This window comes from Laceyella sacchari (assembly GCF_024927925.1).
GTDB lineage: Bacteria > Bacillota > Bacilli > Thermoactinomycetales > Thermoactinomycetaceae > Laceyella > Laceyella sacchari.
This window is the reverse complement of sequence record NZ_CP103866.1, coordinates 1,401,191-1,426,404: the sequence shown is the minus strand read 5'-3', so window position 1 is coordinate 1,426,404 and position 25,214 is coordinate 1,401,191. Positions and strand designations below refer to the sequence as shown.

36 protein-coding genes and 1 pseudogene are annotated in these 25,214 nt (G+C 43.6%); 5 read left to right on the top strand and 32 right to left on the bottom strand.

Translation table 11 applies throughout. The features are described from left to right. Positions 1 to 2: 2 nt before the first annotated feature. The 22 genes and pseudogenes from NYR52_RS07190 to NYR52_RS07090 form a co-directional block, all read right to left on the bottom strand. Positions 3 to 404 carry a spore germination protein GerW family protein gene (locus NYR52_RS07190; RefSeq protein ID WP_259436585.1) on the bottom strand — a complete coding sequence of 134 codons (402 nt, stop codon included), beginning with the start codon at positions 402 to 404 and terminating at the stop codon, positions 3 to 5. 25 nt (positions 405 to 429) lie between these two features. Continuing rightward, positions 430 to 1,923: a recombinase family protein gene (locus NYR52_RS07185; protein WP_102992241.1), complete on the bottom strand. Its 1,494-nt coding sequence runs from the start codon at positions 1,921 to 1,923 to the stop codon at positions 430 to 432. A 91-nt stretch (positions 1,924 to 2,014) separates the two neighbouring features. After that, complete coding sequence (locus tag NYR52_RS07180) at positions 2,015 to 2,158, bottom strand: hypothetical protein (protein ID WP_022738397.1); 144 nt, start codon at positions 2,156 to 2,158, stop codon at positions 2,015 to 2,017. 929 nt (positions 2,159 to 3,087) lie between these two features. Beyond that, entirely contained in the window at positions 3,088 to 3,339 is a 252-nt protein-coding gene (locus NYR52_RS16745) for a DUF559 domain-containing protein (protein WP_375163198.1), read from the bottom strand. A gap of 736 nt (positions 3,340 to 4,075) precedes the next feature. After that, positions 4,076 to 4,916 (bottom strand): IS5 family transposase gene (locus tag NYR52_RS07175; RefSeq protein ID WP_375163157.1). Its coding sequence is split into 2 segments (ribosomal slippage): positions 4,076 to 4,579 and positions 4,581 to 4,916, totalling 840 coding nucleotides; the frame shifts between segments, so codons are not numbered across the junction. Between the two features lie 701 nt (positions 4,917 to 5,617). Continuing rightward, positions 5,618 to 6,139 carry a hypothetical protein gene (locus NYR52_RS07170; RefSeq protein ID WP_259436584.1) on the bottom strand — a complete coding sequence of 174 codons (522 nt, stop codon included), beginning with the start codon at positions 6,137 to 6,139 and terminating at the stop codon, positions 5,618 to 5,620. Positions 6,140 to 6,937: 798 nt separating this feature from the next. Next, positions 6,938 to 7,093 (bottom strand): hypothetical protein, encoded by a 156-nt coding sequence (locus NYR52_RS07165; RefSeq protein ID WP_259436583.1) that lies wholly within the window; start codon positions 7,091 to 7,093, stop codon positions 6,938 to 6,940. 45 nt (positions 7,094 to 7,138) lie between these two features. Next, positions 7,139 to 7,555: a hypothetical protein gene (locus NYR52_RS07160; protein ID WP_054095850.1), complete on the bottom strand. Its 417-nt coding sequence runs from the start codon at positions 7,553 to 7,555 to the stop codon at positions 7,139 to 7,141. 191 nt (positions 7,556 to 7,746) lie between these two features. Continuing rightward, positions 7,747 to 8,316 (bottom strand): replication-relaxation family protein, encoded by a 570-nt coding sequence (locus NYR52_RS07155; protein ID WP_259436736.1) that lies wholly within the window; start codon positions 8,314 to 8,316, stop codon positions 7,747 to 7,749. Then, on the bottom strand, positions 8,244 to 8,561 hold the full coding sequence (locus tag NYR52_RS07150) for a hypothetical protein (protein WP_022739130.1): 318 nt from the start codon (positions 8,559 to 8,561) through the stop codon (positions 8,244 to 8,246). Before NYR52_RS07150 ends, NYR52_RS07155 begins: the two co-directional genes overlap by 73 nt. A 12-nt stretch (positions 8,562 to 8,573) precedes the next feature. After that, positions 8,574 to 10,835 carry a type IV secretory system conjugative DNA transfer family protein gene (locus NYR52_RS07145; RefSeq protein WP_157053273.1) on the bottom strand — a complete coding sequence of 754 codons (2,262 nt, stop codon included), beginning with the start codon at positions 10,833 to 10,835 and terminating at the stop codon, positions 8,574 to 8,576. A 116-nt stretch (positions 10,836 to 10,951) separates the two neighbouring features. Then, positions 10,952 to 11,083, bottom strand: a complete 132-nt coding sequence (locus NYR52_RS07140) for a hypothetical protein (protein ID WP_259436582.1) — start codon at positions 11,081 to 11,083, stop codon at positions 10,952 to 10,954. Between the two features lie 177 nt (positions 11,084 to 11,260). Further along, positions 11,261 to 11,509: a hypothetical protein gene (locus tag NYR52_RS07135; RefSeq protein ID WP_022739134.1), complete on the bottom strand. Its 249-nt coding sequence runs from the start codon at positions 11,507 to 11,509 to the stop codon at positions 11,261 to 11,263. After that, positions 11,506 to 11,799, bottom strand: a complete 294-nt coding sequence (locus NYR52_RS07130; protein ID WP_022739135.1) for a hypothetical protein — start codon at positions 11,797 to 11,799, stop codon at positions 11,506 to 11,508. The genes NYR52_RS07135 and NYR52_RS07130 overlap by 4 nt, the downstream gene beginning before the upstream one ends. Positions 11,800 to 11,994: 195 nt before the next feature. After that, entirely contained in the window at positions 11,995 to 12,225 is a 231-nt protein-coding gene (locus tag NYR52_RS07125; protein WP_054095847.1) for a hypothetical protein, read from the bottom strand. Next, positions 12,203 to 12,553 (bottom strand): hypothetical protein, encoded by a 351-nt coding sequence (locus NYR52_RS07120; RefSeq protein WP_054095846.1) that lies wholly within the window; start codon positions 12,551 to 12,553, stop codon positions 12,203 to 12,205. The genes NYR52_RS07125 and NYR52_RS07120 overlap by 23 nt, the downstream gene beginning before the upstream one ends. After that, positions 12,553 to 12,711 carry a hypothetical protein gene (locus tag NYR52_RS07115; RefSeq protein ID WP_259436581.1) on the bottom strand — a complete coding sequence of 53 codons (159 nt, stop codon included), beginning with the start codon at positions 12,709 to 12,711 and terminating at the stop codon, positions 12,553 to 12,555. The genes NYR52_RS07120 and NYR52_RS07115 overlap by 1 nt, the downstream gene beginning before the upstream one ends. 129 nt (positions 12,712 to 12,840) lie before the next feature. After that, entirely contained in the window at positions 12,841 to 13,122 is a 282-nt protein-coding gene (locus tag NYR52_RS07110; protein WP_054095844.1) for a hypothetical protein, read from the bottom strand. Then, positions 13,119 to 14,471: a replicative DNA helicase gene (dnaB, locus tag NYR52_RS07105; RefSeq protein ID WP_259436580.1), complete on the bottom strand. Its 1,353-nt coding sequence runs from the start codon at positions 14,469 to 14,471 to the stop codon at positions 13,119 to 13,121. Before dnaB ends, NYR52_RS07110 begins: the two co-directional genes overlap by 4 nt. A 2-nt stretch (positions 14,472 to 14,473) precedes the next feature. Then, positions 14,474 to 15,365: pseudogene (locus NYR52_RS16830) on the bottom strand (phage replication protein O). Between the two features lie 31 nt (positions 15,366 to 15,396). Beyond that, the gene (locus NYR52_RS07095) at positions 15,397 to 15,582 is read right to left on the bottom strand and encodes a hypothetical protein (protein ID WP_054095840.1); all 186 of its coding nucleotides are present in this window, start codon (positions 15,580 to 15,582) and stop codon (positions 15,397 to 15,399) included. A gap of 33 nt (positions 15,583 to 15,615) precedes the next feature. Beyond that, positions 15,616 to 15,822 carry a helix-turn-helix transcriptional regulator gene (locus NYR52_RS07090; RefSeq protein ID WP_022739146.1) on the bottom strand — a complete coding sequence of 69 codons (207 nt, stop codon included), beginning with the start codon at positions 15,820 to 15,822 and terminating at the stop codon, positions 15,616 to 15,618. Between the two features lie 366 nt (positions 15,823 to 16,188). Between NYR52_RS07090 and NYR52_RS07085 the strand changes: the two genes are divergently transcribed. Next, a complete protein-coding gene (locus NYR52_RS07085; protein WP_022739148.1) occupies positions 16,189 to 16,551 on the top strand; it encodes a helix-turn-helix domain-containing protein in 363 nt (120 codons plus the stop codon). Beyond that, on the top strand, positions 16,548 to 17,264 hold the full coding sequence (locus tag NYR52_RS07080; RefSeq protein ID WP_259436579.1) for an SMI1/KNR4 family protein: 717 nt from the start codon (positions 16,548 to 16,550) through the stop codon (positions 17,262 to 17,264). The genes NYR52_RS07085 and NYR52_RS07080 overlap by 4 nt, the downstream gene beginning before the upstream one ends. A gap of 567 nt (positions 17,265 to 17,831) precedes the next feature. Here the strand turns inward: NYR52_RS07080 and NYR52_RS07075 are convergent. Next, the gene (locus tag NYR52_RS07075) at positions 17,832 to 18,023 is read right to left on the bottom strand and encodes a ubiquitin family protein (RefSeq protein ID WP_022739152.1); all 192 of its coding nucleotides are present in this window, start codon (positions 18,021 to 18,023) and stop codon (positions 17,832 to 17,834) included. A gap of 212 nt (positions 18,024 to 18,235) precedes the next feature. Here NYR52_RS07075 and NYR52_RS07070 point away from each other — a divergent pair, with 212 nt between their 5' ends. Next, positions 18,236 to 18,715: a GntR family transcriptional regulator gene (locus tag NYR52_RS07070; RefSeq protein WP_259436578.1), complete on the top strand. Its 480-nt coding sequence runs from the start codon at positions 18,236 to 18,238 to the stop codon at positions 18,713 to 18,715. On the opposite strand, the gene NYR52_RS07065 is transcribed toward NYR52_RS07070, so the two are convergent. Then, entirely contained in the window at positions 18,679 to 18,804 is a 126-nt protein-coding gene (locus NYR52_RS07065) for a hypothetical protein (RefSeq protein WP_259436577.1), read from the bottom strand. The genes NYR52_RS07070 and NYR52_RS07065 overlap by 37 nt on opposite strands. Here NYR52_RS07065 and NYR52_RS16740 point away from each other — a divergent pair. Then, on the top strand, positions 18,754 to 19,023 hold the full coding sequence (locus NYR52_RS16740; protein WP_262983053.1) for a UTRA domain-containing protein: 270 nt from the start codon (positions 18,754 to 18,756) through the stop codon (positions 19,021 to 19,023). The genes NYR52_RS07065 and NYR52_RS16740 overlap by 51 nt on opposite strands. A 60-nt stretch (positions 19,024 to 19,083) precedes the next feature. Here NYR52_RS16740 and NYR52_RS07055 read toward each other — a convergent pair whose 3' ends face one another. The 4 genes from NYR52_RS07055 to NYR52_RS07040 all read right to left on the bottom strand — a co-directional run bounded on the left by NYR52_RS07055 (position 19,084) and on the right by NYR52_RS07040 (position 21,350). Continuing rightward, on the bottom strand, positions 19,084 to 19,524 hold the full coding sequence (locus NYR52_RS07055; protein ID WP_259436575.1) for an SMI1/KNR4 family protein: 441 nt from the start codon (positions 19,522 to 19,524) through the stop codon (positions 19,084 to 19,086). A 601-nt stretch (positions 19,525 to 20,125) separates the two neighbouring features. Continuing rightward, positions 20,126 to 20,966, bottom strand: a protein-coding gene (locus NYR52_RS07050; RefSeq protein ID WP_375163183.1) for an IS5 family transposase whose coding sequence is annotated in 2 segments (ribosomal slippage) — positions 20,126 to 20,629 and positions 20,631 to 20,966 — 840 coding nt in all. Because the reading frame shifts where the segments join, the coding sequence is not laid out codon by codon here. Positions 20,967 to 21,012: 46 nt separating this feature from the next. Then, positions 21,013 to 21,123 (bottom strand): SMI1/KNR4 family protein, encoded by a 111-nt coding sequence (locus tag NYR52_RS07045; protein ID WP_259436574.1) that lies wholly within the window; start codon positions 21,121 to 21,123, stop codon positions 21,013 to 21,015. A 44-nt stretch (positions 21,124 to 21,167) separates the two neighbouring features. Beyond that, a complete protein-coding gene (locus NYR52_RS07040; protein WP_259436735.1) occupies positions 21,168 to 21,350 on the bottom strand; it encodes an SMI1/KNR4 family protein in 183 nt (60 codons plus the stop codon). A gap of 145 nt (positions 21,351 to 21,495) precedes the next feature. Here NYR52_RS07040 and NYR52_RS07035 point away from each other — a divergent pair, with 145 nt between their 5' ends. Beyond that, positions 21,496 to 22,002 (top strand): SMI1/KNR4 family protein, encoded by a 507-nt coding sequence (locus NYR52_RS07035; RefSeq protein WP_102992205.1) that lies wholly within the window; start codon positions 21,496 to 21,498, stop codon positions 22,000 to 22,002. Positions 22,003 to 22,042: 40 nt separating this feature from the next. Here the strand turns inward: NYR52_RS07035 and NYR52_RS07030 are convergent, their stop codons facing one another. The 4 genes from NYR52_RS07030 to NYR52_RS07015 form a co-directional block, all read right to left on the bottom strand. Next, a complete protein-coding gene (locus NYR52_RS07030) occupies positions 22,043 to 23,305 on the bottom strand; it encodes a DUF4244 domain-containing protein (RefSeq protein ID WP_102992204.1) in 1,263 nt (420 codons plus the stop codon). A 17-nt stretch (positions 23,306 to 23,322) separates the two neighbouring features. Beyond that, positions 23,323 to 23,934 carry a YIP1 family protein gene (locus NYR52_RS07025; RefSeq protein WP_194830617.1) on the bottom strand — a complete coding sequence of 204 codons (612 nt, stop codon included), beginning with the start codon at positions 23,932 to 23,934 and terminating at the stop codon, positions 23,323 to 23,325. Positions 23,935 to 23,950: 16 nt separating this feature from the next. Beyond that, complete coding sequence (gene lepB / locus NYR52_RS07020; protein ID WP_259436573.1) at positions 23,951 to 24,415, bottom strand: signal peptidase I; 465 nt, start codon at positions 24,413 to 24,415, stop codon at positions 23,951 to 23,953. A 289-nt stretch (positions 24,416 to 24,704) separates the two neighbouring features. Next, a complete protein-coding gene (locus NYR52_RS07015; protein ID WP_259436572.1) occupies positions 24,705 to 25,145 on the bottom strand; it encodes an SMI1/KNR4 family protein in 441 nt (146 codons plus the stop codon). Positions 25,146 to 25,214 lie beyond the last annotated feature (69 nt).

Genomic DNA, 25,214 nt, shown 5'->3' with positions numbered 1-25,214 from the left:
TCCTATTCGCATCCTCCATTTGATTTCTTTTTGCCCCAATTTTTCAGCTGCTCAACCAATCCTGGCGCCATGTCCAACACCCGGTCAATCAAATGCGTGTTTCCGTCCATGTTCAACAAGCGGATGCCTTTGTCCCCGACAACAATGAATCCGACAGGTGTGATGGAAATTCCCCCACCGCTACCACCGCCGAAAGGAAACTTTCCGCCCCCTCCTTCTTGTTCCTTCCCTTTCCCTTCCTGATCTTTTTTCTTGTCTTCCTCCCCCGAACGGCCTCCTTTCTCTTCTTCTGCAACGCCCTTAAACTCACTTCCTCCTGCTGCAAATCCAAAACCCACTTTAGAAACTGGGATGATGATTGTTCCAAAGGTAATTCGTAAACGAGCCAATAGCCAGCAAGACACGATGGCCGTTTTACATACTAGACCCCTATAGAAAATTTATCGTTACCTTCGGCTTTTCGTCGATTTGATCGCGTTCCCAGATAATGTTGTGAATGATCGATTTGTATGCGCGGTTTAATGCTTTGGCGTCTTTTTCATGATCCAACACATGAATAACATCCTTCACCGTCGCCAACATATCTTCGTTTCTGGCTTGTTCTGTATGATCGATTTGCTTCTCAATCACTCGGTAATCTTCTTCACATTGGCGCAATTGTGATTCATATTCCGCTTTCTTCAGCACGTACTCCTCTTTGCTGATCTCCCCATCCGCTCTCATGTCGGTCAAATTGCTGAGGCGGTTTTCAATCTTCTTGATCTCTGCCAATTTCTTTTCCAACAAATCATACAGCACGCGCCGATCTTCAAGATCAATCCCTTTGCGAATCGCTTCTTCCAACTCTTCTTTCTTCTGCTCTATCGCAGCGCGAACAGCCGACTCGATCTGCGACATGTTTCCGCCCACATTGGTACAACGCGTTCCAAAATGATCTCGGTAGGTGCAGGATTTCAAGTTATCATACGGCCGGTCTGATCTCTTCTGAATTTGCAACGTATGTCCGCATTTACCACACTTGATGATCCCAGAAAAAGCATGTTTCCCTGCCCTGCTGGCGTGCGGGGTTACTTTTTCCCTTTGAAACAAAAATTGCAGCTTATTGTGTTCGATTTCCGTCTTTACGGGCTTATGGCAGTTCTTGTATACCACCCATTCCGTCTTGGGTTTGGTAATGATCGCACCCGTCGTGACAATCTTCTTCTTTTTCCCCACAACAATATGTCCCAAATGAACCTCATCTAACAGTAAGCGACGAACAACCTGCGGGCTCCATAATCCTCCACGAGGAGAAGGGATTGTCAGCTTGTTCAGCTCCCACGCAATATCCGTTGAGGACCAACCGCTGAGCGCCCAATCTACCATCATGCGATAAATCTCCAACTTTTTGGGATCAGGAACCGCCTTCTTCGATTCTCTATCATATATATAAGGAAACGGCGGTTTTCCATTGCACCAGTTCCCCATTTTTGTGGCTCGCGCTTTCCCTTGGCGCAACCGTCTGGCAATTGATTTATACTCCTGACGTGCAATCATGCCCTGGAAATCAGCCAACATCATGTCTGACTCATCATTCAGATTGTAGACTTTCTGCGGCGTGATAATCAGCGTATCCGAAATCGCAAACGTTTTTTCAATCGTCGCTTGGTCTACTTTGTCACCACGGCCCAACCGGTCATAGTGAACAACCAGCACAGCATCATACATCTCCAGCTCAACATCTTGCAAAAGCTCTTGCATCTTGGGTCGAGCTTCGATGCTGTCCCCTGTACCGATCTCCGCGTATTCAACATAGGACCAACCATTCTTTTCGCACATTGACACCAGTTCATCCCTGTGCTTGTCTAGGTCCACATCTTCATCGCCACGTGATTTACGCAGATAAATGGCAACATTGTGCACATCGTAAATGCTTTGGCTCATTTGCGAACTCCTCTCGGTGCATTGTTATGTACATATCATATAACAAAAAAATCGGGATGCAAAGCGCACCCCGACCGTATAGTGAAACCCCTTAATTTCTGTTCTTTTGAGCTACTTTCATCTGTTGGACCAGCTTCACAAAGTCCTTACAGGCTTCCGGTGTAGGACTGCCGTTTATGACTAATATAACCTCTTCCAGCTCGATCACTTTCTGCTCTGGATGTTGTTCCCTCATTAACTGTCCACCCCTTATGGGTGCATTGTTGCCAAAAAGGAGAGGGAACTTACATCTGTTTAGTACATTATGCCGTTTGGTTATTTATATATGTATCGGTCTCCTGAAAGTATTTTAAGAGATCATCCGTTTTCAAATGCCACTATGGATTCAACTAAATCACAATTGGATCAATATGTTCGAGAGAAGAACAATTGATAATCAATATGGTTACAACTAAAACTTTAGACACAGAGTACAATAGGGCGAAGATGCACTTATTTCAATACCAATATGGTTACAACTAAACCTTTTAGCTTACTAAAAGATATTGTACTCCTCTGATGCGGTCTACACTTCACTTCTTAGATTCCTTATAGTCAACCACTATTACAAGTGTCTGTTTACAGTTAATACCACTTGGTTACAACTAAACAATTCAAAGCATTTTTAATAATTTGCTTCTTCCTAGGATTTCAATACCACTATGGATTCAACTAAAACCCGTATGTGAACATCAGTCAATTTCAAGCATTTTCAGTATATCAAAAAACAAAATTGTCTGTGAACCATTAATGATGCAAAAAAACTGGGGCGGTTCACAGACTTTTTAGCATGCTAAAGTATATTGTACTCGTTCCACAAGCGGCTTCGATCCGTTTGCCACCACATGATTTCAATACCACTATGGTTACAACTAAACAAAGCATCGCCGTGTTTGGGTTTCCGAGGCGGAATTATTTCAATACCATTATGGTTACAACTAAACCCGTATGTGAACATCAGTCATTTCAAGCATTTTCATTATATCAAAAACCAAAATAATCTGTGAACCGTTCATGATGCAAAAACCCCGGGAGGTTCACAGACTTTTTAGCATGCTAAAGTATATTGAACTCGTCTGATATAGTTTACGAATAACTATATCTTTAAACTATCCATAAAGCCCACTAATGACCTCCCCCACTTGTTGCCACAAACTTTCTCTTGGTCCACCCGTTACTTCGTGAATGATCACTATTAAATCGTTTCACCTTAAGTTTGTAATGTATCTTCAATACATATTCCCTTTTACGATCTCGCTCTTTTTGTAATGGTGTGATGTGATATGCCTTCCCATCCGCTTCAATCACCAGTTTGTATTTTGGAATATACAAATCCACTTCCAAGTCCCCAAAGAGGATATGTTTTTTTACACGCAGCCAGCACTCGTCAGGGCCAAATATAATCTCTTCTCAAGATAAAAGTAACGATCACTGGCCTTCACCAGTTGCCAATCTGGCCAACGCTTTTCCTTCAATACAATCCGAACAAATCGAATACACGCCTTAACGAAATTTCTTATCCGAATAACCCGTATCTTTAACGGCGGTATGCTTATCCCCCCTCTTTTCGTATCCTTCCCTTTTCGTTTATCTGAATCTATGCAAAATATCAGACAAAAAAGCCTTGTCTTAGAACAAGGCTACTTGGACAAGGCTTGGATATCTTATCGATCGCGGTCAAATCGAGTTCTCGCTCAATAGCTTTGTAAGTTCCCGACTGTACTGTAAAAAAATTCATGACCTGCGTCCAAAAAGGGGTCTTCTTTTTCATACGAGCAAAGGTCAATCAAACATGAGCTGCAACTGGTCACGGGTCGGCTTGGATATGTATACGCGGCGGGATAGGCTCAATTTTACCAGAATGCAATAATTAACCCAAAAGCCAAATAAGCTACAACACCAAGTATTGTAAGAGAAACAGCGACAATAGCAATACCGATAATTGTTTTTATAATAACCTGTTTCATACCATACCCCTTTATATTTTATTTATATAAGTATAGATTATATTCATTTGATTTAATGTAATAAAAAAGTTCATTAAGATAGGAGGTTATATCATTGAAACCAAAAAGAATCTTCTCCCTTTCTCTAGGGCGTGTCTGGTGAATGATTAATTGAGCCACATGATCAAGGAAATCAAGGTAATGGCAGCACAAAAATAAACCGCCCGTTTTTCATAACGAGTGGCGAAGCCACGCCATTGCTTCAGGCGGTTAATACAGCGTTCAATCACGTTTCGGCGTGAATATTGTTCTTTGTTGAAGGTCAGAGGACGTCCCGGCTTTTTTGCCCGACGCTCCGCCTGATCTCTGCGTTCGGGGATGGTATGGGAAATCCCACGTTTTTGAAGAAATCGACGACAAGACGGATAACTGTAGCCGCGATCGGCAATCAGATGATCCGGCCTCTTGCGAGGCCTTCCTTTTCCCAAACAGGGAACGGAAATGGAATCGAGTAATGCTTGTAATTGGGTACAGTCATGCTGTTGACCGGGAGTGATTGTAAAAGCAAGCGGTCGACCTTTTCCGTCACAAGCAAGATGGATTTTGGTCGTCAGACCTCCGCGGCTTCGTCCGAGTGCCTCATTCTGGAAGCGAGGGTCCCCCTTTTTTCGGCGCGCCTGCGGCGTGCTGATGAGCTCGGACAATCGTGCTGTCAACGAAAACAACCCAATCGACATCGGAAACGGCGTGGGAGTAAGTCTGAACATGCTTAAGCAAGCGATCCCACGTCCCATCCTTTTGCCAACGTGTAAAACGATAGTAGCAAGTTTTCCAAGAACCATAACGTGCAGGCAGATCCCGCCAGGGAGCTCCCGTCCCAAACTTCCATAGGATTCCGTCCAAAATGGTTCGGTGGTCTTTCCACTGTCCGCCTCGTTTCCCATTCGAAGGCAATAAAGGCTCGATCTTTTCCCAAGCCTCATCTGTAATCTCATAACGCCGTCTCATCATGATGTCTCCTTGCTTTTGTTGTTATGAACATTCTAACAGGAAAACATGATGGATTCACCAGACACGCCCTAGTTGTTGTTTTAATTTTTTCTGTTTTTGTACCTAATGCTAATACAGAAAACGTTGAATTGACATTAAAAGCAGAGTATAAAAAATATTTGGATGACGATCCAATTTCACAACTATTAAGAGGAATTAACTATCTCCCTTGCTTGTGAAAACTTTTTGGCGTATAAAAAATTAAATACTCTAAACAATTTTCCGCCACTCTACGGGCCTTCTAACCTCCTGTAAAACGATTTAAAAGCCATCCTATGGGGACGGCTTATTATTCTTTGACACGATATATAGGTCATCCAGCTTACACTCAAGTGCCATCTCCATCTTTCAATACCATTATGGTTACAACTAAACCCTATATCGCTTCTACAAGTGGGCGGCGATGTTCAATTTCAATACCATTATGGTTACAACTAAACCCCGTATGTGAACATCAATCATTTCAAGCATTTTCATTATATCAAAAACCAAAATAATCTGTGAACCGTTCATGATGCAAAAACCCCGGGAGGTTCACAGACTTTTTAGCTCACTAAAGGATAATGCAGTCCTCCGATACAATCTACCCCTCACTTCTTTTTTAGATTTCTTATTAGTTAACTTCAACTCAGTAGCCAAACCCTCGAAGTCCCAATTATTTATGCAGTAACCGTGATACGTTGAAGGATTGAAGCCTGTACATTTTTTAGCTCTTCCATATTTCGATACGAAACATAAATGAATTCGCCTTCTACCATCAAGCGCAGCTCTTCATCCAATTGGTATGTATCCCACAACCATATAGTATTCTCAATCAACTCCCGAACATCACATACACAACGAACACCGGAATAACCCAGCCCAATGCTGACCTCAGCTAATGAACGATCTGTACACTTCCTAACATAGAAATCAACCGCTTTTGGTGGATAACCCAGGAGCAGACCAAGCATCTTGTGGTATTCAGGAGAATTTATATCAATTTGCCGTAGGTTGTCAACATACTTCTGTTTCTTCTCCTTTGATTGAAAAAAAAGAAAACGACCTGTGTGATCTTTAAGATGCGGATATTCTTTTAGTATTGGAAACAACTCCTGCAAGCCTTGATTGTCGGCTCGATACAAGGCTGGTTTTATTCCTTTAAGAAAAGCTTCATGATCTACCATCATTTTTTTGACCATTGCTATTCCCACCTTTGAAAACAGGGACTACCTTAATAGGTAATCCCATTGTACCACCACTAATGTTTATAGGGATTGCCGTTTTTATCAAATGTCTCCCCGCACTCCTTGCAACCATAGTTACCTGAGTGTGTTTCTTCGATGTTTTCCTTTTCTCCACATGCAGGACATCTAGGCATATGATCCCCCTACTATCAAGAGATGATGTAGTTACACTCTAATTATATACAAAATATTCTCAATATTGAATTTAAAACTCCCATCCTTTCTTTCAAAATATAGCTTGGCACTTCACCGCGACAGCCGGTAGCATCAGCTATTTTGATTCTGACAATCACCATCAGGCAAGTCATCTTTTGAACGGTTTCCTCATCCATACATTCATTCTAATACCGTTAAGGTTACAACTAAACCCATCGCCGATCTCCCCGCCACCACCTGACGTATATCATTTCAATACCATTATGGTTACAACTAAACAAAATTCCTAGCTCAATTTGATGATGACTTTCGCGAATTTCAATACCACTATGGTTACAACTAAACCCGTATGTGAACATCAGTCATTTCAAGCATTTTCATTATATCAAAAACCAAAATAATCTGTGAACCGTTAATGATGCAAAAACCCCGGGAGGTTGACAGACTTTTTAGCTCACTAAAGGATATGGTAGATGTCCAATATCCACTTCGTCCTCCTTCTTTTTAGCATATCTTTGCTTCTAACATCAACTGAACATACAAGCCCGTCTCTTGCCATTCTCATCTCGTTAAGGTAGTCAATACAAGTGAAGAAAATCATTTGCAACGTATAGCAGCTTTCTTTTGAGATACTTTCATCTGGTTTACCATCCTGATAAAGTATTTACAGGCAACCGGTGTGGGACTGCCATTGATAATCAAAATGACATCTTCCAGCTCAATCACTTCTTGTTTTACACGTTGTTTACTCATCCCATCCGTCAACTCCTTGAGATTTGGTACACACTCCCGTAACACTTAGACAAGCCTGACAATGATGTAGCGAAAAACTAAATAAACAATGAACAGCATCAGGATCACTGGCAAAAACAAAAATAAGCCTCCCAATCCATACCCGATGCCGACTGCAATCCAAAAAGCCTTATGATTTTTTCTCAAGGGTGGTTTATTCACCCCCGCCTGAATCATAGGCATGAATCTGGCTTTCATATCTGCAACCATTTCCTTGCCTTGGCCAGTCAAAATCCGCTCCATCAGTGATGCGATTTGCAAGAGCAAATAGAGGAACACCACGCTGGTCGTTCCCACCAAAAGCATGATTGAAACAACAGATGTATGCGCAACGAACTCATCAAACAACACCATCGCCCTTTCTTTTACAAAATAAAAAAGGTGTTCCTGATTCCTTTGTTCGGTATCAAGCCACCTCTCCACTGTGCACTCACTTTTTCCCGCCGCGCCAAGTAACTACAAATCAAAACAAAAGAGATAGGTATCATTAGTCGGCATCAAAAATCGCACATCATCCCTTTTCTCATCGATGCGAGCGCATTTGTGCGGTAGGTACACATTCTAGTCCTGCATCCTGCATAGGGATATGCTTTTGTACAGCAACTTGTACACGTTTAAGTACGCACTGTCAGCGACTCCAGAAAGTAGGATGTTTCCTCCCCTTCTTTGAAAAAAAGCATCTCCGGCGGTGGATTTTTCATCTCGCTAAACTCCCATTCTCGCCACACCACTTCCAACCAGCTTTTCATCAACTCCACCCGGCTTCGTGATGTGGTCACCCATACAACTGGCTTGCGCGAGCTGGCTCGTGCAGCCAACTGATTAAAGGCTCGGTAGTAACGTCGGTATTTAGCCTTGATTTTGGTTGGGCTTTCGTTGGCTGTGTCGTATTCAATCCAGAAAGAGACATCATCGATCTCCAAGCAAAGATCAGGACGGGGCAATTCCTTTTCTTCCTCCTGCCTTAGCTTCATATCTTGCCACTCTTGCCATTTCACCACTTCCCACGGATTACGAAACATCTCCGTGGCCTCATAAGTGTTGTAAAAACGGAGCCGATCCAACGCTTCGTCTCTACCCATGGCGTGCATGAGCCGGATCAAGATCTCCGTCATTCCACGGTAATGCCTTTTCTGCGACTCGCTTCGCTCATAATACCGACGATCTTCCTCCAACCAGCACATTTCCAACCGGACGTCCCCAATTGGTACATGCGGGGCCCTTTATTAAAGGGAGCGGTGCATGACTGAATGTGCTTTTCCTCTTTGCTTTTTTTGTTTAACCGTTTGCTGGTTTGATCCACAGTATGAACGGATCTTGCCAACAACTTGGCGAGTTGGTAACGATCGGCCATGCCCAAGTAAAACAGGAGCAACATCATTTTCTCCTGTGTCTCCAGTTCATCATTGCGCAAAACATCGATCACCATCGCACCAACCCCTTAAAAGTCAATCTCGACCGTTTTGACAGCCTTCTTTTCCTTTTTCGTCGGCCATTGATACATCTGTTTCAACTCTTTATAAATGCGTTTTTGAACCAACTCACCTGGTCGCCCAAGCTGATTAGGCATTTTCCGTATCTCACCCAATCGCATCTCCCTGTGCTTTGGCAAACGCATTTCCGCCGGCTCCAGCAACCTCGCCTGGAACACATGGCTCCGCTTATTTACAGCAACGCGGAAGATGCCACAATACGGCATTCCCATCAAGGCATGAAAATCTGCAACCGTGTAAGGATGCAACATCCCGGCAAGGGATTTGAAAAACTCGTCGCCTCCTTTAAGCAAAAACAGATTGCAACCAGCTTCTTTCATCGCTTTAATGATCGCTTCTTTCTTCCGTCCTGCCTCTTCCAACGAGGACCAGCCATGAAACGTAAAGACAAAGCGTACCCGGTATTTGCGAGGCTCTTTGAAGATGTCGCCAAACATCGCCTGCACTGCTCTTTGCCCCAAGACTTGATGGATCTCATCCACGATAACCAACGTCTCCGGCCTTTTCTCCGGGTCTAACATCTCCCGCGCCAACATCATCCGCCATATTTTGATGAAATAGTGGGTGAACAGAAAGTTACGGCACGCTTCTGAGATTGTGTCATTGCTTTTGGGCAAGTAGATCAACACGAGATACGCTCCCTGTTCATCCCCGTTCATCCATCTCCAGAAGTCGATGCTGTCTAATGGTTCTTGGGCGATTACCTCCATCAAGGACGGGTCCGTCCGGTATGCAGAAATACGGTTCTCAATCGTCTTCAAGGTATTGCGATCATCTGCAAACTCCTGATCCATCTGCAAAAGCTCTACATACAGATACCCATTGCTCCGCTCCAACTCTTGAAGCATTTCCTCGCGGTAACCGGCGTCAATCAATATGCGCATCGCATCCAAGATATTTCCCTGACCTGCGGCGTAACTGGCTTTCAGCGCGTTTTTAAAATAGCGTTCTATGGCGATCGTCTTGGTATCATCTTTTAAGCAATCAAGCAGAACCCGTGTCTCCAGTTCAGCGATCTGCGTCGGGTTTCCCGTCAGCTGCAAAATATCATGAAAGTTAACCGGAATGGGATGCTGGGTGTCAGCATGATTAAGGATCACTACACGGTCCAGCAACCAGTCAGGGATATGTTGCAATGTTTCGGCAATAACTGCACCATCAGCCACGTCAAAACTGATCACCGAGCGAGCATGTTGCCGCCACTCATCCCTGCTTGCTGCCCGCACATGAAATGTTTCCAAAATCATGTTAACCAGCGCCGTTGTCTTCCCTCCGCCTTGCTCCCCAACCAGCAAAGTGGCCTTCACCCGATCATCCAGATCCTGTTTGCTTTTGGGTGCCGGCAAGGAAATGAGCTGATTGGTGTTCAAACATCTTGCAAACGGCACCGCACCCGGTTCCTTAGTCAGCATAGCGGCTGGAATCTCCGTCTTTTGTTTGCGTTCAACATAAAAATCCCCATCCATGTGAGCCGATCTTGGCAGATGGAGAAACTGGCCTAGTTCCTTCTGATACAAACAAAGGAGGGGGTGCCGATAATCGATGTACCCCTTCTCTACCTTGGTCAAATCGGGCTGAATCTTCACCACTTCCAAGCGATTTTCCCCTTGCATATCAGTCATCAGCTGTCGCAGCTTCTTTTGAAACCAAGCTGCCCGTCCTTCTTGCTCTGTCCAAAATAGAAAGATTGCCTCTGTGTACATGTATCGGTTGGCATCCGATCGAATTTTCCGTTGCGAAAAAGGAGCCCGTTCCGCCTTGTCATGCCCATAACCTGTCAGCCTGTTAAGCAAGGGCTTCATCTTGCCTTTCGTTTCTTCTTCAAGCCAAAACTGGATAAGCTGGATCAGTCCTATTTTGGCATGATGCCATAAGACCGATCTCCAATCATCGGGATCCATGCCAGCTAGACGTTTGGCAAACTCTCTTCGCAACGCACCATGGTCTTCTGCCTCTTTCAAGGTGAGGCTGTAAAGCAACCGCTCTCCTTTGTCCACCGACCGAAAAAGTTGCATAATCCGTTCAGCAAAATCGCCTTCCAGATCAACGGCTAAATGAGGACTTCCCTTGATGGCAAAGGCGTGCAGATGTTGATCATCCAGCGTCAGCTTGGCAGGGACAAAACGACAACCTCCCACATCCAAAAACAAAGCTTCTTGTATTTTCTGCTTTAACTCCTCATCTCGCGGAATCGATACGTATGAATACACCTGCCCATCCTGCTTGTATAATTTGTAGCTGACATGCGGTACATCAAAATAAACGGTGGTTTGTGTTTCCTGATCCTTATGCGTTTCGCCAGCTCCTTTCTCTAGAAAGGGAGCATTCATGCGACATAATGATTGATGATCTGCTTCACATCGGTGGCTTCAACTGGATCGCCATCCTGCACAACGGGAATCAGTTGAAAACAATCGGAAGCGATAGATAAGGTCTGATCTGCTTGTTTCTTTCTCATCCTCTTCCTCCCCCATCAAAAAAGACCAACTTAGCCTGTTGGTCCCGATCATAATGAAGCTGATCCAGCTTGTTTTGTTGTTTCTTTTTGAAATCGACAACTTGCGTTCAACATGTTTGCCAAACATCCAAAGCACTCCAGCACCCACCAGACTGATCACCATCGTCATCATGATTACTATTCCTCCTTGTCGGCCAGCGATTTTTCAAACGCTTTGATATCCTCTGGATAAGCCAACTCAAGCAAACCCAATGGCATGCCCACAATCATAGCCGTAGCGATTAAAAAGGCAGTCCCCTTTACAATGACTTGGTTCCACTCGCGGTAAACCATGAAATGAGCAAGAGTCCTCCCCAGAAAGAGGAAGGGTAACAGCCATTTAACATATTGCAAACTCATAAACACAATCCCAGCGAATAACTTCATCCCCCATCCCTCCTATTTTTTAAAGGTTCTACGATCGAATCGACCAAACCCGTAATGATGGTTTTGATAGGGGCGACAAGGTATTCTCCTACAAAAACGGACAGATCGACCAGTCCGGCTGCGGCTCCGATGAAGATACAAGCTCCCACAAACTTTTTCACCATAGACTTAATGGGTTGATCACGAATATAAGCGATGGTGACTTTATAGAAAGCCACCAGCAGAATAACTCCCAGCGCGATCTGGCCGAAAGTATTGATGGGCTCCTTCAATCCCGCAAAAACTTGCATATCCATTCCCTCCCGTTATTACATTTAAAAAGTAAGCAAACGAGAAAAAGCCACCAACATCTCAACTCTTTTTGGTGACTTCCGCATAAACACGCACATATTGACTGTTCCGATTTTTATATGGCGGAGACACCTGACGCGGGCAACTCTCGCACAAAATCCTTCACCTCATCCGGCCAACCCGTGATACGAAGTTTAATCACCCTGTTCACCCCCTTTTGCCAGGCTGCCATCTTCGCCAATTTTGAGCAACGACTTTAAAAACTCGATCTCGCTTTCCAAGCGATCAACTGATGCTTTCTGGTAACCCAGAGTGATTGCACGGATAAGTTTGCTTTCTGTCCGCGTACTTTCCCCCTCCAAATAATGCGTTTTGGCTCTTTCAAGCAATTCAATCCGATGTTCAATCAATCGTTGCTTTGCCATCATTTTGTCCACCATCTGTTTTCACCACCGAAAATATTTGTTCTTCATTTGCTTCAGCTCTTCCGCATGCAAAGGCAATGGGATATGCAACCGTTTGGATCTTTTGCGTCTCATATTGAAAGCACGCTTGCGTGTCATGCACGGGATAAAGTCGCTTTGCCAAATATAGCAAACACTGTTGCACCCGGTACCAACTGGCCACACAACAGTAGAGCGTGCGATTGTCCTTCGTTCGTTGATACAAAGCGATCCGCTTTTCCAACTTTTCCAATTCCAGCGAAACACCTAAATGCAATGTGCTCAATACAGAAGAATCTTCTTCGATCATCAACACCCACTCCGATTTTCGTCGCATTCTGGCACTTCGCCGATATAAACCGAATGCTTCTCCTCAAATTCCTCTCTGCTCATGCTTCCATTCTGCATCTCCAGCAACGCTTTGATCGCTTGATGCTGACTGATGTCTGCTACCTTCTTATCAAACATCTTCACTTTCCCTCCGCTTTCGCTGATATGATCAACCATTTCGTATGACGCACCGTGGAAATAAGCAAAGGTCATCCCGATTAAACCAAGGACAACCTTTACAATACTTATGTGCTATATTGGATTTCATCACAAATCACTCACTCTCTTTCTATGAGAGCCCGCTTGCATCGGCTGGTATTTCCCGCATGCATCCCAATTTGGATCATGTATCCCCCGGCGCATAACACATCGCTTTGTTACCGGATCAAAATGCAGACATGGGTGCGCCTTTGGCTTGTTGGTAGTGACTCCACATTTGGCAGCGTTCCAGGTCAATCCGTATGTGCGAACCATGGGATTGGGATTCCATTCATAATCGTCTTGGTCCGCAAACAACTCCAGTTGCATCATGCCGGCAGGCAGACTCACTGTGACTCCCTCGCTTCCTTTGTTAATGACAAAAACTTGTTGTAATTTTTCAAAAGCAATAGCTCCACTTTGCCAATTGGACCATTCCGATGCTTGGCGATAATCAGTTCGGCGATATTGGCTTTATCTGAATTCGGATGGTAATAATCATCCCGGTACAGAAACATGACCAAGTCTGCATCTTGCTCAATCGAACCTGATTCGCGCAAGTCAGACAACATGGGCCGTTTGTCTGCGCGCTGTTCGACAGCCCGTGAAAGCTGGCATAACACGATAACAGGCACATCCAGCTCTTTGGCCATCATCTTGAGTAGGCGGCTGTTCTCAGAAACCTCTTCCACCCGGTTCATATACGAACGGTTGCCCTGGATCAAGCCAAGATAATCGATAATGAGATAATCCAGACCATGTTCACGCTGAATTTTTCTGGCCTTGGCTTTCATCTCGGCTACGGTCATGCCGGGCTGTTCATCCAGCCATAGCTTGCCTTTCCCACCTTCCATACCAAATCCATCCGCCAAATAACCAAGCGTTTCCGCATACTTCACATACTCCTCTTCACTCACCATCCCTGATCGCAACTTAAGGAGATCCAAGTGTCCGGCATTAGCAATCATCCGATAAGCCATCGATACATTATCCATTTCCAGGTTGAAGAAAATGCCGTTTTTCTTTTCTTCATTGCGCAAATATTGGGCAATTTCTAGCGCCAATGCACTTTTTCCCATGGACGGCCGGCCAGCGATAATTATCAGGTCTTTCTTTTGAAATCCAGAGGTCATATCATCCAGTTCAATGAAGCCCGTTTTCAATCCAGTGATGCCAACTCCATTTGCATAGTGATGCTCAAACCGTTCATTCACCTCTCGTAGCACCTCTTCAAACGGCTTCATCGTTTCCATCCTTGCGGTAGCAGTGGCGATATTGGATAGTTGGAGTTCGGCTTGATTCAGCGCTTCCCTGATTTCATTTCTGTCTTTTAGATGTTGCAAAGAAAGCAGTTGTCTTCCCAATTGCACCGCGCGGCGGAGTGCAGCGATCGCTTTCAACCGTTCCCCATAATGTTGGATTGTTTTCGTGGAGGGGAGCCGCACATCGGTCATCTCATTAACCACTTCTATCGGAATCTGCTCACGCTCCAGGAAAGGGGTGAGAGACACCACACTGACGACTCCCTCTTCTTCATTCCATAACCGAAAAATCTCTTCACACAATTTTCGGCAAATAGGATGGTGGAAGTGCTCCGGCTTTATCGTTTCAATCGCATCCACGATGCACTCTGGTTCAAACAGCATCGAGCCGACCAATTCTTTCTCCAACTGCTCATCATATGGCAATGCATATTCCATGCTTACCCCCCTCTTCGCTCCTGCTTCCGTTGTTGCTCTCGCTTTCTCCGTTCCCGCTCCAAGGCGATCGGCGAAACGGCCGGTTGTGAACTCAGCGCATTGGGACGTACCGTTTCAATATATCGTTGTGGTAACGATCTCACATTGTCCCGTTCATTTCTCATTTGTCCTTCCAAAGCATCAAATTGCTTGCGGAGTTTCTCTGCTGACATAATTTTCGTCTGCCAGAATGGATCGTTGGTTACCCAATCAATTACTGCTACGATCGACTCCCGCAGCCGGTGATCATTGTCACACATCAATCTGAAATCATTGGCCCACTTTTGCAGGTCTCCACGAAAAACAAAATCAGGCTTCCAAGATTTGATTTTGTCCAGCAGATACTGGGCCAATTGTAAGTAGGGAGAATCGTCGTCGTAAGCCAGGTGACGACGACCCTTTCTTTCTTTTTCTTGTTCTTCTTCTTTTTCTTGTTCTTCCCCATAGTTTACTGATACGGTATCCATGGGGTATCCAAACTGTTTGCAAAGTCTATAGAAACGGTCGACAAACGGCTGGTGCTTCACCTTTTTCAGTTCTTTGACGATGCATTGCTTCACTTTCGGGCTGTTGATCTTGTTGTACTTAATCCAATTAAAAATCATGAGTTCTTTCGTATCATTGTTGTACTCCACCTTGCCATAATCAGAGAAACGATCTAGCAGCTTTTTCCACCGTCTCCCGGTTATAGCCTGTTTCCGTTTCAATGATCCGCTTGGGCAGTTCATAAATGCCGCATTGCGTGGTTTTGCTGTTCGTCATCAAATAAAGAAAGAAGTATTTTTCTTCCGGTGTTAAGTCCAAGACAAAACCATCCTGCCAAAAATCCACATGCACTTGTCTGTATATGGCCACGAGCCCTTCCTCCCCATTTCTATAAATCAGATCATCCCCACGTTTGAGGGAGTGAATGTAGATGAAATGGTCCATCCGGAGCAGCCTGCTTTCTAATGAGCAATGGGTTGATCTCTTGAACGGTAATACGATTCAATATCTTCAACTTTCCATCCACCCTGACCCATAATTTCGCTCTGCCGTTATCCATTAATCCCGTAATGCGTTCCACCCGCATGAACATCCTCTCCTTTGGCATGTGTCATCACCCTTATAGAAACAATCGGTTTCCATCATGACCAAAAAAAATTTCATCGATTGAAAGCCCATAATAATCAGCAATTCTTTTGGCCAACTTCAATGAGGGATTGCGATCCCCTCGTTCCACTGCGCCAAGCATTTGCGGCGTAATCTGAAGCTCTTGGCTCACCCTGCTTCGAGGTCTGTTTCCACGCAAGTGATAGAGCTTCTTTCTCATCCTCTTCACCTACTTTCTTGTTTTATGAAATATTGTGTGCGGAGCTGTCTATACACTGGGAAGGCCATCTTCCTCTCCCCCCTGGCCAGCCCGGTCGCTACACTTATGCAAGTGGTCACGGCGTACAGTCTAGCAACTGCATGCTACTTTCTAAACAGAAAGGTCACGGCAACGTTGACGCATCCCGCGCCGCTGGCCAGGTTTGGCGTTTGGGTGCCCGCCAACCTCTTCAATTCTGTTTTCAAGGAGCTAAGGAAACAACTTGTTTCTGCCGACACCAAAAAGCAACATTTTGTTTTCCTTTCTGGAATGGACACAAAATGTTGCTTATAATGAACTCAAGGTAATTTTATTGGGGAGATCACTATGTTCAATGAACGCTTGATTGCATTGAGAAAAGCGAAAAAATTAAGCCAGTACGAGTTGGCTGATCAGCTTAACTTCACCCGCGGACAAATCGCCAATTACGAGCAAGGCAAACGAAAACCCGACATAGATACATTGAAAAAAATCGCTACCTTTTTCAATGTATCATTGGACTACTTGACCGGGGGAGACCACATTCCCACGCATGAAAACAATCCAGATCTTAAAACGATCCTGGCCAATGAAACAGCCCATTGGAACGGAAAACCTTTAACCCCCAAGCAACGGGAATTGGCTTTGGAATTGCTGACAACGGTGTTCGAACGAGTGGAGTCAGACGACACGACTGAGGAGGTAAAATGAGTCAGACCACCAAGTTTCATACGGAATCCTTCAAATTAATGGGCATTTCACCTGTCTATTCGCCTCACCGATTGCAGTTGATCGCGGAAAGGGAAAGAGAAATCAATCGCACACTTCCTCCAGCATTAAAAGAACTTTATGCCGTGGAGGGAGTGGAAGAATGGTTTGAAAACGGAAACGGGGACCAATTGGTTCCTCTTCAACGCATCGAATTGGAAACGCGCGAATATTGGGAGCTGGAATTGGGGTTAACGTTCCTGAACCTTCCCGACAACATGAAGGCCAATGAAGGCATTTATTTCTTTATTGAGTGCCAAGGATGTTGGTCATGGTGGGTTTTGTTAAATGGCACCGAAGACCCACCCGTGATCGTAGAATCCCTTTATGATGAGGCACAAATCCTTGCATGCGAGAAACTGAGTGACTTCATCTTTGCTAATGCTTGGGATGTATCGTTGATGGATAGTCCGTCATTTCAAGCCGGGGAATATCCATGCGAAGAGGCATTTCTGCAAATCTTACGCGATCAGTGTGTGGATAAGCCCACCACCCGCCTTGCTTCCACAATTCACCGGTATCGCTTTGGCTATCAGGGTTGCCGCCTCTTACTTTTTGAAGAAACAGGCCAACTCTTCATGTCAGCGGATCATGAAGAAGCAAAGAATGAACTGATGGAGCTGATCAATCCTTTTGTGCAATGGGACAGGGTATGACGGAATAGATCTCCCTTAAAAAGATATCAAACCATCAGAAGCAACTCACATCGACCTTTCCTTTTCTCAATAAGCGTCAATGGACAAGTAATGCAAATCAAAAACGTTTTAGAGCTACAAAAACGCTCTAATCAGAATCAAAACGAGCATTTATTATATTACCGAAAGGAAAATTGCAATGTATAGCGAATTACAATTCGAAATTCATAAAGAAATATTTGATTGGTTTACTAATGGACCGCATAAGTTTATATTATATTCTTTCGTGCTTTTGACTTTGGGTAACATCATCGCATCTTTTTTAACAAACAACACAAAAAAGTGGTTCATTCCAATTATCATGTACAACCTCTTTTTCTTACTCTTCTATGTACAAGGCTTGGTATTAGGAGAAATTACATTAAAGAATCTGGAGGCAATGCTATACGGAATGATGTTCATTGCCATTCTTATATCTAATCTATTCAATTGGATATTTATCTTAATATTAAAGAAAAACAAGAGAAAACTTTGAGATAGATCAGAATCAAAAAAAGAAAACCGTAGCATGACATGACTACCATTCTCTTATCCATTCATCCGCCTTATTTGTGTTGTACTCATCTTCTCAATTTCTTCCCTCTGTACCAGCCCTTTGTGACTTAAGACTAGCAACAGCTCAGCCAAATTATATTCCACCGGGATCTCGAGCTTGTCGCACAATCGCTCGAGTAGCCCTTCCACCGTTTCTTCAGAACCCGCCTGAGCAAAGTTTTTCACAAAATTACTCCTCCAAAAATGAAAAATGATATGAAATATTCAGTATTATATCTGCAAACCTGTTTACGAAAAGATTACTATCATCAACCAAACGACCCCAACCCAACTCCATTGTTCCGGCTGCCTCGGCAGTGGTCACAGATTCAAACGGAAAAATCTTGCTTCATAAACGCAGAGACAACGCGCTATGGTCTTTGCCAGGTGGAGACCAGATGAGCAACTCCAAAATAGACGAGGTCGTAAAAATCATCCATGGACGGATTATAGAAGGGAACTATGTGGCTGGGCAACGATTGCCAGCAGAACGTGTATTAGCCGAAGAATTGGGGGTTAGCCGCCCCACCATCCGGACAGCGCTCCTTCGACTTCAATCAGACAATCTCATCGATATTGTGCCTCGTGGTGGCATTTTTGTCCGTTCCCATGCGCCAAAAGTAAAAATGGGTGGCGGAACTCCCAAAAACAAAGGACCTGAATTGCAGCAAGCCGGTTCTTTCATCCATTCCATGCGTGCGTCTGGTCGGGATGTACTCATCCGCTATCTGGAACCATCCTCCATCCGCCCCGCCGGCGAAGAGATTAGCGCTAAGCTCAACATACCGGAGCATGAGAACATATTGCGTCGCTATCGTGTGCAACTAGTCGACCGCGTTCCTTACCGGATCTTGGACACCATCTGCTCGCCTCCGTAGCCGGCGAATTGGTTGGGCAAGAAGATCACCAACTTCCGTTGTTCAAATGGCTCCGTGAGCATAAACAACTGCTGCCCATCCGCACGCATGAACAACTCACCTGTCGCATGCCATCAGCCGATGAGGCCACCCTCCTCCATATCGGAAGAAACCAACCAATCGTGGAAATGGACCGCTGGATCTGGGCCAAACCTGAAAACGGCGATCACGATGAAGAAATCTTGTTTGAATACAGCCGCATTATCGCCAACGCTTCATTACATGAATTTGCTTATACCTATGAGATTGCTAAGGATGCGAGCAAATAGCCATCACCCACTTGCGTTTTTACTGCAAGTGGGTATTCGTTATGAAGGGGTGATTGAGATTTATGGATGTTTCAACCCATAAACAAAATCTCGAAAACTATCAGCAATTTTAAAAGTGTTTGCATCTTCATCTGACTGTGCAAAATGGAATGCGTAATCCCAATAGTAAACTCCTTCATTGACAAGATCAGTAACTAATACAATTTTCCCTGATCCAGGACAATCGCCGATGATTGTGCTGTTAGGCAACAAATCATCTCTATACTCATGATGCCACATGACCAAATCAAAAGAACGTTCCACTCCCAGTCCATACATTACATCCAGCGGAATGGTCTCATTTAGTTCTTTTACATAAAAAGTACTGTACCTTACTAAGGCTGTACCTCCATTATACTTTCGCAAAAAGTGTTTATAATCTTCCGGAAGCGAAAACCCAATTTGTTGCTCAAGACTTTGTATCATTTCTTTTGTTGCTTTACCAAAACCCTTTATGTTCATAGGAAACAAACCTCACTTTATTTTTTCTTTCTGGCATGAAAGATCATAGTCATCAGCGAGATACATCTGCCTATATGCCCCCATCACGTGGTAAAAGTCATCATAATCCCCCATTAACAGTATAAGGGATCAATATGTCAAAACAGCGCAAAATTAAAAAAGCGCCATATTGGCGCTATAAAAAGTTAGTAATCGGTTCTTTCATATAAAGAAATAATGAACTCTGTAAAAGAAGATCCGACTACCCGAACACGATCTAAATTAAATCCCGTGCTATCAAAAATCTCCGAAAGAGCATCATCAGAGGAAAACCAGATGATCACTGGATTTTCTTTGTTTTTATCATAAAAAAAACAATAGCGATTTAAGGCTGAATCAAATCCAAAGGGAACAATCAGTCCTTTTTCTTTAAATTCTTCTTCACCAAAATACAGGGCCTCAACTTCATCGAAGATCTCTTCCGGATCATAAAACTCATCAAAATGATAATGCTCCTCATTGATAGAATGTGTCCATGGCCGCTTTCTGGTCGTCTATATTGTTGAACCCAATTTACATAATATTGTGGAAATTGCACTTCTAGGGCGTGTCTGGTGAATGATTAATTGAGCCACATGATCAAGGAAATCAAGGTAATGGCGGCACAAAAATAAACCGCCCGTTTTTCATAACGAGTGGCGAAGCCACGCCATTGCTTCAGGCGGTTAATACAGCGTTCAATCACGTTTCGGCGTGAATATTGTTCTTTGTTGAAGGTCAGAGGACACCCCGGCTTTTTGGCCCGACGCTCCGCCTGATCTCTGCGTTCGGGGATGGTATGGGAAATCCCACGTTTTTGAAGAAATCGACGACAAGACGGATAACTGTAGCCGCGATCGGCAATCAGATGATCCGGCCTCTTGCGAGGCCTTCCTTTTCCCAAACAGGGAACGGAAATGGAATCGAGTAATGCTTGTAATTGGGTACAGTCATGCTGTTGACCGGGAGTGATTGTAAAAGCAAGCGGTCGACCTTTTCCGTCACAAGCAAGATGGATTTTGGTCGTCAGACCTCCGCGGCTTCGTCCGAGTGCCTCATTCTGGAAGCGAGGGTCCCCCTTTTTTCGGCGCGCCTGCGGCGTGCTGATGAGCTCGGACAATCGTGCTGTCAACGAAAACAACCCAATCGACATCGGAAACGGCGTGGGAGTAAGTCTGAACATGCTTAAGCAAGCGATCCCACGTCCCATCCTTTTGCCAACGTGTAAAACGATAGTAGCAAGTTTTCCAAGAACCATAACGTGCAGGCAGATCCCGCCAGGGAGCTCCCGTCCCAAACTTCCACAGGATTCCGTTCAAAATGGTTCGGTGGTCTTTCCACTGTCCGCCTCGTTTCCCATTCGAAGGCAATAAAGGCTCGATCTTTTCCCAAGCCTCATCTGTAATCTCATAACGCCGTCTCATCATGATGTCTCCTTGCTTTTGTTGTTATGAACATTCTAACAGGAAATCATGATGGATTCACCAGACACGCCCTAGGCAAACGCTGACCAACAAACTCCTCAATCCGCTGAATATCTTCATCTGTAGCCAGCTGCTTTACTGCTTCCCATTTAGTCATTGTTCCCCCTCCTGATTGAGCCACACAGGTAGGCTCTATTTTAGCTAATCTCTCGGCTCATAAAGCATATCTAGAAACTGAGAAAAGGAGTCGGCAATCTTTTTAATATTGTCTTCATCACGCTCATGATAGAAGAAAACAACAATCGGCTCCCCAGCTACAAGTGTACGATAATCAAAACAAATAAAATTTCCTGCCGGATCATCAGCGAAAGGAACAAGTTCTATTGAGCCTTGTGTTCTCCAATCAATACTTCATGTGCCTCCAACACTTTGTATATGTTATAATATCTCTAATAAACTTGAGACATTATCATCAAAATTGATCTTCAATAGGCTCCCTTATTTTTTAAGATTTGGTGGTGGGAATGAAATGAAAAAGGATTTCCAAGGGTTTTGGCTACCATTAGATGAATATACTAGTCCCATTCCAGTAACAGATGAAATGATAGCTCAAGCTGAACAAAAGCTAAATTTCAAACTTCCTAGTTCTTACATAGAGCTAATCAAAACACAAAATGGCGGAATTCCTGCCAACTCTTGCTTTCCAACAACCGTTCGAACCTCTTGGGCAGAGAATCATATTGCGATTGAAAATATTCGTGGCATTGGAGGAACTGACGGTATTGACTCTGAAGAACTCCGAAGTATTGATGAAGATTGGGGTTATCCTATTCATCTAGGATTTGTAATATGTGATTGTCCATCAGCAGGTCACGATGCAGTGATGTTAGATTATAGCCAATGTGGAAAAAATGGTGAGCCCCGAGTTATTCATGTTGATGTTGGAAATCCCGATGAACCTACGATCACTGTCCTTGCAAAGGATTTTAAAACCTTTATAAATGGGTTGGTTAATTGTAAAGAATATGAAGAATGAAAAAAGCGCCTAATGGCGCTTTTAACCATATTGATAGGTCTCACTTTTTCATTTCAGATATTCCACCTACATGAGTAAACTGTCTATGAATAGAATATTCTACAAGCATCATTGTCGTTCCATCTTGATGATGATGCCAAGTATATCCTTTTGGTGGTCTATGACTTGCTGGAACAGGTGGATCAGAATTTTTATCTAAACCCGCTTTTGCGTTGGCTTCTCTGAAATCTTTTTGGCGATCCTCAGGATTTGAAAACTTAATTTTAACCGGTTTAACTTTCGGATGAATATATTTTGAAAAATCAGGATATCCATCAGGGTAGCTTACTGATTTACCTTCACTATTTGTATAAGTCCAAACCCCCTTGTCATCTATAGTGATACTTCCACCTTTATTTAACCACTTTTCAGGGTTAGGTGAATTCTTCGGCTTTGTTGCAAGTATTTCCTTGGTAAATTTCTCTTCACCATTTTTGGTAAATTGCTTAACTCGTTTATTATTAACTTTATCTTTTTTTGGATTTTTCATGGCACAATGACAACTGTCAGGCACCAGCGTATCCTTAGCTATCCGACCGACTTTAACCAACTTAACAGGTGTCGGTAGGCTCTCGACCATGTTCCATAGGCGATTTGGAAGCGGAATAGACTTTCCATTCTTGTCCTTCCCATTCCACGCTTCCATGAACATTTCTTTATCGAAAATAAGTTTCTCTGGATTCTCAATAATGTCGTTTACACTAGCCTTCAAATTATCCCATGAATCCTTGGCATAGCCTAAAGGATCAGAAGTTAACTTATCCCAAGCAGCCTTATAGTCCTCAAATCCAAATACTTCAGAAAAATAAGCTCCTGGCTCATTGATAGCACGTTTAATATCCTCATTTAAAATCTGATCCTTCTGTTTACCTAACCAATTGATGCCTTGATCAATTTTATTTCCCGCCCAATCAATACCATCCAAAGTCTTCTGTTTTAACCGGTCAAGAAGGCTTGGTTCTTTTTCGCCTGGAGACTTCATTGGCTGCACATCAGAAAGACTGGGGGGCTTGGAATGATCACTCGTTACAATCTGGGGTGATGTTGGTTCGGTTGGCTTATTTACGTCCTGGTTGGGTGTGTCACTTAGTACCTCTTCCACTTTCTCTTGCAGAGATTGTTGGATTTCTGAACTATTTACTGCAGTCAAAAGCAACCCAGCTAAAAGAGCACCAGCTACAATGATGATGATATACTCTACCGTTGAAGCCCCTCGCTTTGAATGTAAATGCTGTTTAACTCTTTTAAGCCAATGCTTCATCATTCCTTCCCCTTCCTTAGTTACTGTGACAAAGCCAGAAGAAATAGAAGTAAAATAAGTACTAGAGGAACAAGAATGATCGAAGCAAAACCTTTCCAAGAGCCTATCTCATGAATTTCTCCAATGATTTTGGAATGGACAATGATGTAATAAATCGTCATGACAAAGTTTGCTGTCAGGCAAAGAAAAAACAATAAGGCAAGGAACATGGAAGAATCAATATCAGGAGTGTTAGAAGTAAAGTTCTCTTGCCGAAAGATCAGCAACATGGGTATGAACAAGGCCATCTTTGTCGTATATGCCACCGTCGCCCATGCACTGGCTTCACTCGTCTCCCTGAATGTTGCTACACCTCCGAATAACCTGGCCACACCGAATGTACAAAGACTTCCTAAAAACCAGGCGACCGCTCCCAGTATGGGACCTATCACCATGGATAAAAGCAGAATCACTGGTATAGAGGTGGTATCCCCTGCGTCTCGATTCATTGCTTGTTCCAGACACAAGGTAATCCCAAACAGTGAAATTAACACAAATAACAACTTCGTTGACGTTTCCTCCATTGCTTGTCGAATGGTGTTTTTTGGTTGCTTTATGAGCTGAACCCAATACACTCGCAAAACATCTAACACAAGCATTACACCCTTTCTACTTCACAACTACTCCAATGATATCGTCTTTCTTAATGGCACCAAACTGGCGGCTATCATAGCTCGTTAAACGATTATCTCCGAGAACAAAGAAATGATCGGCTGGCACCACCACGGTTTCTTGATTAATCCTTTTGTCCGAGCGTGGACCATACGGTTCCATAAAGATTTGCCCGTTGATATATAGCTGGCCTTCCTTTATCTCGACTGTCTCATTTCCAAAAGCAACAACTCGTTTCGTATGCACCTGTTTGACTCCTGGAGCTCGAAAAACGATTATATCCCCTCGCTTAATGGTATCGGGATTCTTTTTAACCAGATACACTTCCCCTTCCATTAAGGCTGGCTCCATGCTTTTACCAACTCCTTGATAAAATCCGAAGAGTGAGTTCCAGAAAACAATCAACAAAAAAAAGAGACCTAATAGGCTCCCTATCCCACTTTTGGTCTTAAACCAAGCCACATAGCTCCTCCTTTCTACTAACAATTTTCCGTTAAATTTATATATTTATCCCTTTTGATTATAGCCAATTAAAAGATTTTTATCTACAAAACCAAGTTTGAACTAAACCAAAAAGCAATAAACCTTCGCAAACGCTGACCAACAAACTACTCAATCCGCTGGATGTCTTCATCTGTAGCCGGCTGCTTTACTGCTTCCCACTTAGCCATTTTAAATCCCTCCTGTTTAGTCAATTACAAAATAAAAGAGAGCCCGCTCAAGTAGGCTCTTCTATAAAATATTTCGGTTGCTAGTCTCTCGGCTCATAGAGCATATCTAGAAACAGAGAGAAGGAATCGGCAATCTTTTTAATATTGTCTTCATCACGCTCATGATAGTAAAAAACAACAATCGGCTCCCCGGCTACAAGTGTACGATAATCAAAACAAATGAAGTTTCCTGCCGGATCATCAGCGAAAGGAACAAGTTCTATTGGAGCCTTGTGTTCTCCAATCAATACTTCATGTGCCTCCAAGAATGAAAAATGATCTTCATCCTCGTTGAAGTTAAACAGATTTCCAAAGACTTTCTCTTTCTCATTCCCCAAATCAAATAAAATTTTTGTTTTGGGACGTCCCGCATGATTTTTTAATACACAATCAAAAAAAGACTTTGGAAAATGAACTCCTAATTCCATTTCAACTTCCCGAATCCGCTTTTCATCAATGGGCTTTTTATACTCCCATTCCATTGTAAAACTACCTCCAATACCAACTTTTCACCTAAATGCCATTACCGCACCAAACATCTCTTCCGCCTG

Bases quoted from the DNA above. Each gene is read 5' to 3' on its own strand.
- NYR52_RS07140 (WP_259436582.1), bottom strand. From the start codon at position 11,083: ATGAGAAAGAAACAAGCAGATCAGACCTTATCTATCGCTTCCGATTGT.
- NYR52_RS07095 (WP_054095840.1), bottom strand. From the start codon at position 15,582: ATGCGGGTGGAACGCATTACGGGATTAATGGATAACGGCAGAGCGAAA.
- NYR52_RS07045 (WP_259436574.1), bottom strand. From the start codon at position 21,123: ATGACTAAATGGGAAGCAGTAAAGCAGCTGGCTACAGATGAAGATATT.
- dnaB (WP_259436580.1), bottom strand. From the start codon at position 14,471: ATGGAATATGCATTGCCATATGATGAGCAGTTGGAGAAAGAATTGGTC.
- NYR52_RS07135 (WP_022739134.1), bottom strand. From the start codon at position 11,509: ATGAAGTTATTCGCTGGGATTGTGTTTATGAGTTTGCAATATGTTAAA.
- NYR52_RS07065 (WP_259436577.1), bottom strand. From the start codon at position 18,804: ATGCGTGCGGATGGGCAGCAGTTGTTTATGCTCACGGAGCCATTTGAA.
- NYR52_RS07085 (WP_022739148.1), top strand. From the start codon at position 16,189: ATGTTCAATGAACGCTTGATTGCATTGAGAAAAGCGAAAAAATTAAGC.
- NYR52_RS07155 (WP_259436736.1), bottom strand. From the start codon at position 8,316: ATGTGCTGGTTGGAGGAAGATCGTCGGTATTATGAGCGAAGCGAGTCG.
- NYR52_RS07180 (WP_022738397.1), bottom strand. From the start codon at position 2,158: ATGAGGGAACAACATCCAGAGCAGAAAGTGATCGAGCTGGAAGAGGTT.
- NYR52_RS07080 (WP_259436579.1), top strand. From the start codon at position 16,548: ATGAGTCAGACCACCAAGTTTCATACGGAATCCTTCAAATTAATGGGC.
- NYR52_RS07055 (WP_259436575.1), bottom strand. From the start codon at position 19,524: ATGAACATAAAGGGTTTTGGTAAAGCAACAAAAGAAATGATACAAAGT.
- NYR52_RS07120 (WP_054095846.1), bottom strand. From the start codon at position 12,553: ATGATCGAAGAAGATTCTTCTGTATTGAGCACATTGCATTTAGGTGTT.
- NYR52_RS07165 (WP_259436583.1), bottom strand. From the start codon at position 7,093: ATGAGTAAACAACGTGTAAAACAAGAAGTGATTGAGCTGGAAGATGTC.
- NYR52_RS07090 (WP_022739146.1), bottom strand. From the start codon at position 15,822: ATGAGAAAGAAGCTCTATCACTTGCGTGGAAACAGACCTCGAAGCAGG.
- NYR52_RS07125 (WP_054095847.1), bottom strand. From the start codon at position 12,225: ATGGCAAAGCAACGATTGATTGAACATCGGATTGAATTGCTTGAAAGA.
- NYR52_RS07170 (WP_259436584.1), bottom strand. From the start codon at position 6,139: ATGGTCAAAAAAATGATGGTAGATCATGAAGCTTTTCTTAAAGGAATA.
- NYR52_RS07070 (WP_259436578.1), top strand. From the start codon at position 18,236: ATGAGCAACTCCAAAATAGACGAGGTCGTAAAAATCATCCATGGACGG.
- NYR52_RS07115 (WP_259436581.1), bottom strand. From the start codon at position 12,711: ATGTTTGATAAGAAGGTAGCAGACATCAGTCAGCATCAAGCGATCAAA.
- NYR52_RS07150 (WP_022739130.1), bottom strand. From the start codon at position 8,561: ATGGTGATCGATGTTTTGCGCAATGATGAACTGGAGACACAGGAGAAA.
- NYR52_RS07130 (WP_022739135.1), bottom strand. From the start codon at position 11,799: ATGCAAGTTTTTGCGGGATTGAAGGAGCCCATCAATACTTTCGGCCAG.
- NYR52_RS07185 (WP_102992241.1), bottom strand. From the start codon at position 1,923: ATGAGCCAAAGCATTTACGATGTGCACAATGTTGCCATTTATCTGCGT.
- NYR52_RS07030 (WP_102992204.1), bottom strand. From the start codon at position 23,305: ATGATGAAGCATTGGCTTAAAAGAGTTAAACAGCATTTACATTCAAAG.
- NYR52_RS07035 (WP_102992205.1), top strand. From the start codon at position 21,496: ATGAAAAAGGATTTCCAAGGGTTTTGGCTACCATTAGATGAATATACT.
- NYR52_RS07015 (WP_259436572.1), bottom strand. From the start codon at position 25,145: ATGGAATGGGAGTATAAAAAGCCCATTGATGAAAAGCGGATTCGGGAA.